7 protein-coding genes are annotated in these 5817 nt (G+C 75.7%); 4 read left to right on the top strand and 3 right to left on the bottom strand.

Annotated features, from left to right (window positions below; all coding sequences use genetic code 11):
* The coding region (locus tag N866_RS15695) for an MFS transporter (RefSeq protein ID WP_245612623.1) at positions 1-830 on the bottom strand (830 nt) is incomplete at its 3' end.
* A gap of 154 nt (positions 831-984) precedes the next feature.
* Between N866_RS15695 and N866_RS22465 the strand changes: the two genes are divergently transcribed.
* Both N866_RS22465 and N866_RS15685 read left to right on the top strand, forming a co-directional pair.
* Positions 985-1890: a hypothetical protein gene (locus tag N866_RS22465; protein ID WP_034228063.1), complete on the top strand. Its 906-nt coding sequence runs from the start codon at positions 985-987 to the stop codon at positions 1888-1890.
* On the top strand, positions 1887-2237 hold the full coding sequence (locus tag N866_RS15685; protein WP_034228069.1) for a GntR family transcriptional regulator: 351 nt from the start codon (positions 1887-1889) through the stop codon (positions 2235-2237). The genes N866_RS22465 and N866_RS15685 overlap by 4 nt, the downstream gene beginning before the upstream one ends.
* Before the next feature lie 70 nt (positions 2238-2307).
* Here N866_RS15685 and N866_RS15680 read toward each other — a convergent pair whose 3' ends face one another.
* Positions 2308-3042 (bottom strand): glutamine amidotransferase, encoded by a 735-nt coding sequence (locus N866_RS15680; RefSeq protein WP_034228061.1) that lies wholly within the window; start codon positions 3040-3042, stop codon positions 2308-2310.
* A 314-nt stretch (positions 3043-3356) separates the two neighbouring features.
* Here N866_RS15680 and cspE point away from each other — a divergent pair, with 314 nt between their 5' ends.
* Entirely contained in the window at positions 3357-3560 is a 204-nt protein-coding gene (gene cspE / locus N866_RS15675; protein WP_034228060.1) for a transcription antiterminator/RNA stability regulator CspE, read from the top strand.
* Between the two features lie 124 nt (positions 3561-3684).
* Here the strand turns inward: cspE and N866_RS20070 are convergent, their stop codons facing one another.
* Complete coding sequence (locus N866_RS20070; RefSeq protein WP_052023143.1) at positions 3685-4908, bottom strand: diguanylate cyclase domain-containing protein; 1224 nt, start codon at positions 4906-4908, stop codon at positions 3685-3687.
* A gap of 248 nt (positions 4909-5156) precedes the next feature.
* Between N866_RS20070 and N866_RS15665 the strand changes: the two genes are divergently transcribed.
* Positions 5157-5753 (top strand): RNA polymerase sigma factor, encoded by a 597-nt coding sequence (locus N866_RS15665; protein ID WP_052023142.1) that lies wholly within the window; start codon positions 5157-5159, stop codon positions 5751-5753.
* Positions 5754-5817 lie beyond the last annotated feature (64 nt).

Here is a 5817-nt window from a genome sequence, read left to right as displayed (position 1 = left end):
CCCGTCGCGTCGGGCTCGGGGGGCCCCGCGGGCTCCGGCTCCGGCCCCGAGGCGGGCGGCTCGGACGCCACGGGGCCGTGCAGCGACCGCAGGGTGGGCTGCACGGCGAGCAGCGCCGGGAGCGCGAGGACGGGGACGGCGAGGAAGACCCAGCGCCAGCCGAGGTGCTCGGCCACGAGGCCCGCCACCGCGGGGCCGACGACGGACGGCAGCACCCAGGCGGCCGCGAAGGCGGCGAAGACCCGGGGCCGCAGGTCGTCCGGGAAGACGCGAGCCACGACGACGTAGACCGCCACGATGAGCATCCCGGAGCCGAGGCCCTGGAGCACCCGCCCCACCACGACCGTCGCCATCGTCGCCGCGGTCCCGGCCACGAGCAGCCCTGCCGCGAACACGGCCACGCCCACCAGGAGCGGGCGCGCCGGTCCGGCGCGGTCGGTCCACATCCCTCCGCCGACCATGCCGACGACGCCCGTGGCGACCGGCCCGGCGAAGGCCATCGCGTAGAGCGAGAGGCCGCCGAGCTCGGCAGCGACGATGGGCATCGCGGTCGTCACGGCCAGCGCCTCGAAGGCGGACAGCGTGATGAGGGCCACCATGCCGAGCGTGACGGCGCGGTAGGGACCGCTGAGCAGCGGGCCGCGGGTGGGTGGGCCCGGGGTGGGGGGGCTCGGGGTGCTCGGGGCGCCCGCGGTGGCGGGGGCAACGGTGCGCGTGGCGGCCGCGCTCGTCGTCGTCGCGCTCGTCGTCGTGGTCGTGCTCGTCGTCGTGCCGGTGGGCCCCGGGGTGCCGGGCGTCGGGACGGACGGGGGCGTGGTCCCCGCGGTCATGTGTCCTCCTGGGTCGGCCCAGGATGCGCCTCGCCGGCGGGTGGACTCAAACCCACGGACCTGGCCTCGCGCGGCACGCCGCCGCCGAGGTGTCTGTAGCGATATTGTCGCAGTACAGTATGCGGTACATCCGGACCGGCGGCAGGAGCGATCGATGACCGGTGTCCTCGTGGTGGCCCTCGTGTGGCTGCTCCTCGCCGCTCAGCTGGGGCGCCGCGCGGCCGACCCGCGCCGCGCTCTCGCGGCGGCACACGCGCTCGCGCGCACCGTGGACCTGGCCCTGGCCGGTCCGACGGAGAGCGCGGTGGTCGCCCGCTGCCGTGCGCGGGACCGGGCCGCGGCGATCGGGATGGCGGTGGGCGTGGTGGTGGCAGCCGCAGCCCTGCTCGCCACACGTCCCGACCAGATCGTGCTGCCGGTGATCGTGACCGCCCTCGCCGGGGGCATCGGCGCGGCGGCCGGGCAAGGGTTCGTCGCCTGGAAGGAGTCCGGCGTCACGGTGCCGCCGGAGGAGGTGCGGATCGCGCGGACCAGCACGCCTGACGTGGCCGACTACGTCGCGCCCCTCGAGCGTGGCAGTGCTGCGGTGGCGGCCGCCGCTCCGGCCGGCGCACTGCTGGCCCTGGGCGCCTCGACGCGCCTCGGTGGTGACCTCCCCGGGATGCCGTGGGCCCCTGCGGTCGTCCTCGCGTGTCTCCCGGTGGTCCTCCTCGTCCTGGCGCAGGTCGCAGGGCGGCGCCTCGTCGCCCGGCCCCAACCGGCCCGGACGACGCTCGAGCTCGCCTGGGACGACGCCCTGCGGGCGCGGGCGCTGCGCGACCTCGTCGGCGTCGTGGTCGCGGGCGGTGCCGGTCTCGCCTTCGTCGCCATCTGGCTCGCCTCCGGCAGGGCGGACGGCGGATGGCCGGCGAACGTGGCCGTCGGGGTGACGAGCGGCCTGACCATCGCCCTGTCGACGGCGCTCGCCGTCGGCGCTCTCGCCGGTCTCGTCGTCCGGCCCGAGCGCCACGTCCGGCGCGCGCTGTGGCCGGCCTCCGCCTCCGCCGGTGGTGCCGCGTGATCGTCGTCGACCCGGCCAGCCACGTGCCGCCGTACGAGCAGGTGCGGCGCCAGATCGAGGAGCAGGCCGCCACGGGCGCCCTGGTCCCCGGGCACCGCCTGCCGACCGTGCGCCGGCTCGCGGAGGACCTCGGTCTGGCCGCCAACACCGTCGCCCGGGCGTACCGGGAGCTCGAGCAGGGCGGCGTCGTCGTCACCCGGGGCCGCAGCGGCACGTTCGTCGCGGTGCGGGGGGAGGATCGCGAGCGGGAGGGCCGGGTGGCCGCGACCGCCTTCGCGCGCCGCGCCGGCGAGCTCGGCCTGGACCGCGAGGTCGCGCTGCGGCTGGTGCGGGAGGCGCTCGACTGAGGTCCCCGGCCGTGGGTGGGGGAGCAGGGCCGGCTCGCGCCCGATCGCGCCCGGCCGTGCCCTGCGGCGCTCAGTCGCGCGCGTACCGGCGCACGAAGGCGGCGACCACGCGCGGCGGGTGCTCGACCGTCGCGGCGCTGATCCGCGCGACGACGTCGGCCAGCTCGTCGGCGGGGAAGTAGCCCGCGTCCCGGTACACCTCGACGCGCCGGACGATGCCGGGGACGTCGAGCTCCGGGTGGAACTGCGTCGCATAGAGGTTCTGCCGCAGGCGGAAGGCCTGCACCGGGCAGGCGGGCGAGGTGGCGAGCACGACGGCGCCGGGCGGCGGCACGCTGAGCGCCTCCTTGTGCCCGACGAAGGCCGAGAACCGCTCCGGCAGGGCGCCCAGGACCGGGTCCGCACGGCCCTCCGCGGTCAGCGTCACGTCCACGGCACCGACCGGCTCCCCGAAGGTGCGGTCGACGACCCCGCCCTGGTGCACACCCAGCGTCCCGATGCCGTAGCAGGCCCCGAGGAACGGCACGTCGCGGGCGACCACCTCGTCGAGCAGCCCGGCCAGCTCAGCCTCCACGCGGCGCTGCACCGGCGACTTGCTCTCCTCCGGGTCGCTCGTGCAGAACGGGCTGCCCCCGACGACGACGCCCGAGTAGTCGTCGAGGTCCAGCGCGGGCAGGGGCCCGGCCTCGAGGCGCACCCGGTGCAGCTGGTCCTCCGTGAGCCGGCCGAACTGGCGGAACGCCGCGTACTCGCCGTCGGCGGCGTCGTCCTCCGCGCGGGTGGCCAGCAGCAGGAACGGCTTCACGTCCGGAGCGTATCCGCGTGCGGAGCGGGAGCGGGGACCGTCCGGTCGGAGGCGCTGCGCGGTCCCCGACGGGACCGCCGGACACGCGTGCCCGCACCCGGCCGCACGGGCCGGTGATTCCGCCGTGAGCGAAGGGGTGGTGCCGGGGGCGGGTGTGGGCTAGTGTCGGACGCGAAGTTGCAGTGCTTGACGTCTTGACGCGCCGAGGCCCTTGCTGCCGAGGCGTTTTTCTCTTTTTGGAGAGCGGACGCACGAACACCGCGATGACGGGACCCGAAAGTCGGGTCCGGCACGTACTCCTGAAGGAGAACACCATGGCTACTGGCACCGTGAAGTGGTTCAACGCCGAGAAGGGCTTCGGCTTCATCGCCCCCGACGACGGCTCGGCCGACGTCTTCGCCCACTACTCGGCGATCAACTCGAGCGGCTACCGCTCCCTCGAGGAGAACCAGCGCGTCGAGTTCGAGGTCAACCAGGGCCCCAAGGGCCCGCAGGCCGCGAACGTCGTTCCGCTCTGACTCTGACACCCTCCGGCCCGACGCCCACGGACCGCGCACCGCGCGACCTGTGAGCCGGGCCCCCCGGTGACCGAGAGCCCCCGTCCGTCAGGACGGGGGCTCTCGTGCGTCCGGGCGCGGACCGTCAGCGCGGGACGCGGCTGCGCTTGACCTGGTACATCGCGTGGTCGGCGTCGTCGAGGACCTCGTGGGCGGTCTGCCCCGGGCGGGCGACCGCGCGCCCGACGCTGGTCCGGACCCGCACCTCGCGGCCCTCGATGACCATGGGCTCCGCGACGGCGTCGGCGATCCGGTCGGCGGAGCTGCCCGGTGAGGCGCCGCGCGGCCGCTCGCTCAGGACCACGAACTCGTCGCCGCCCACGCGCGCGACGACGTCCTCCTCGCGCACCGTGGCGACCAGGCGACGGGCGATCTCCTGCAGCACGAGGTCGCCGAACGCGTGCCCGTGGGTGTCGTTGAGCGGCTTGAAGTCGTCGAGGTCCAGGTAGTGCACGACGACGGCCTGCCCGGTGCGGTCCTGGCGGTCCAGCGCCCCCTGGAGCAGCTCGTCGAGGAAGCGCCGGTTCGCCAGGCCGGTGAGGGGGTCCCGGAACGCGGACTGCTCGAGGTCCTCCTGGATGCGCCGGACGTCCGTGACGTCGCGGGCGACCCCCTGGACGCCGTCGGGCAGGTTCACGACCTGGAGCTCCAGGACCGCCACGCCGCCGTCGGCCCGGGTGACACGCAGGTCGAACCGGTCCGGCAGCCGGCCCTCCCGCATCGCCCGGGCGAGGAGGTCGCGGCCGTCGTCGTCGAGGATCGACATGAGGTGCGTCATGTCCGTGCCGAAGTCGTCGGGTGTCCAGCCCGTGACCGTGACCACGGACGGGCTGACGTAGCCCAGGTGCACCGCGGGCTCCCGGGCGCCGCGGAAGACGATGTCCGTCGACAGGTCCGCCAGAGCGCGGAAGTGCCGCTCGTTCTCGGCGAGCTGCTGCTCGGCGGCCAGCCGCTCGGTCACGTCCCGCCCGACGGCGAGGATGTGCGGCCCGTCTGGGGTGTGCAGGTAACGGTCCGTCCACTGGATCCACCGGCCCTGCTGCCGGGTGGCCGGGCGCACGGCGACGTCGTCGAGGACGGGGTTGCTCGGGCCGAGCCGGGAGAGCTGGATGGTCAGCCCCTCGATCTCCTCCGGCCGCAGCAGGCGGTCCAGCTGCGACCCGATGAGCTCCTGCGGCTCGCGGTCCCACTGCACGGACCAGGCCCGGTTGCAGTACAGGACGGTGAGGTCCTCGACGCGGTACCGGACGACCCGGTCGGGGAGGAGGTCGAGGATCTCCACGAGCGCGCTCGCCCGCAACGTGCTCACGCGGACCTCCTCCTGCGCGCGCGGTGCGGGGCACCGATGACCCGACCCCGTGCGGCGGGGTCTCCCAGGATCATCGACGAAGCCTGCGGGCGGCTGAAGCAATTCGTCCAGTCGTCAACCGAATCTCACCCGTCCGCCGCAGGGCACGAAGCGCGCCCCGCGCGTCGCCTGCAAGGCCGGCCGTCGTCACGACACAGTTCGGGTAGGCGCCCCCGTGCCCGGGGAGCCACGGACGACGGGAGTCCACCGTGCCCGACGCGCAGCACGAGGCCTCGCCACCGCCCACCGGGGAGTGGGACGCGTGGTTCGAGGACCTCTTCCGCAGCCACGCCACGGCCCTGCACCGCTACTTCGCCCGGCGTGCCGCCGCCGACGACGTCCAGGACCTCACCGCCGAGGTGCTGACGACGGCGTGGCGTCGCCGCGCGGACGTCCCCGCCGGCGCCGAGCTGCCCTGGCTCTACCGCACCGCCGGCTTCGTGCTGGCGAACCACCGCCGCAAGGGCCGCCCGGTCCCCGTGGCGGAGGTGCCGGACGACGTCGACGACGCCGACCCCGCGCACCTCGTGCTGGCCGACGAGCAGGTCCGCGCCGCCCTCGGGGCGCTGTCCGCGCGCGACCGGCGCGTCCTGCTCCTGCACGCCTGGGACGGCCTCGGCGGCGCCGAGATCGCCGAGGTGCTCGGCATCGGCCGGGGCGGGGCGGACGCCGCGCTGTCGCGCGCCCGGGCCCGGTTGCGGGAGGCGTGGGCGACGGGAGGGGGGACGGCGCCGCCGGCGCCGGGCGCCGTCACGGGCCGCGCCGGCGGTGCAAGCACGGGCACCGCGGCGACACAGACGAGATGAACGACCCCACGACGCCCGGCCCGTCCGGTCCCGACCCGCAGGAGGTCACCGTGAACGACAGCAC

The organism is Actinotalea ferrariae CF5-4 (genome assembly GCF_000603945.1).
Lineage (GTDB): Bacteria > Actinomycetota > Actinomycetes > Actinomycetales > Cellulomonadaceae > Actinotalea > Actinotalea ferrariae.
This window is presented reverse-complemented; position numbering and strand designations above follow the sequence as displayed.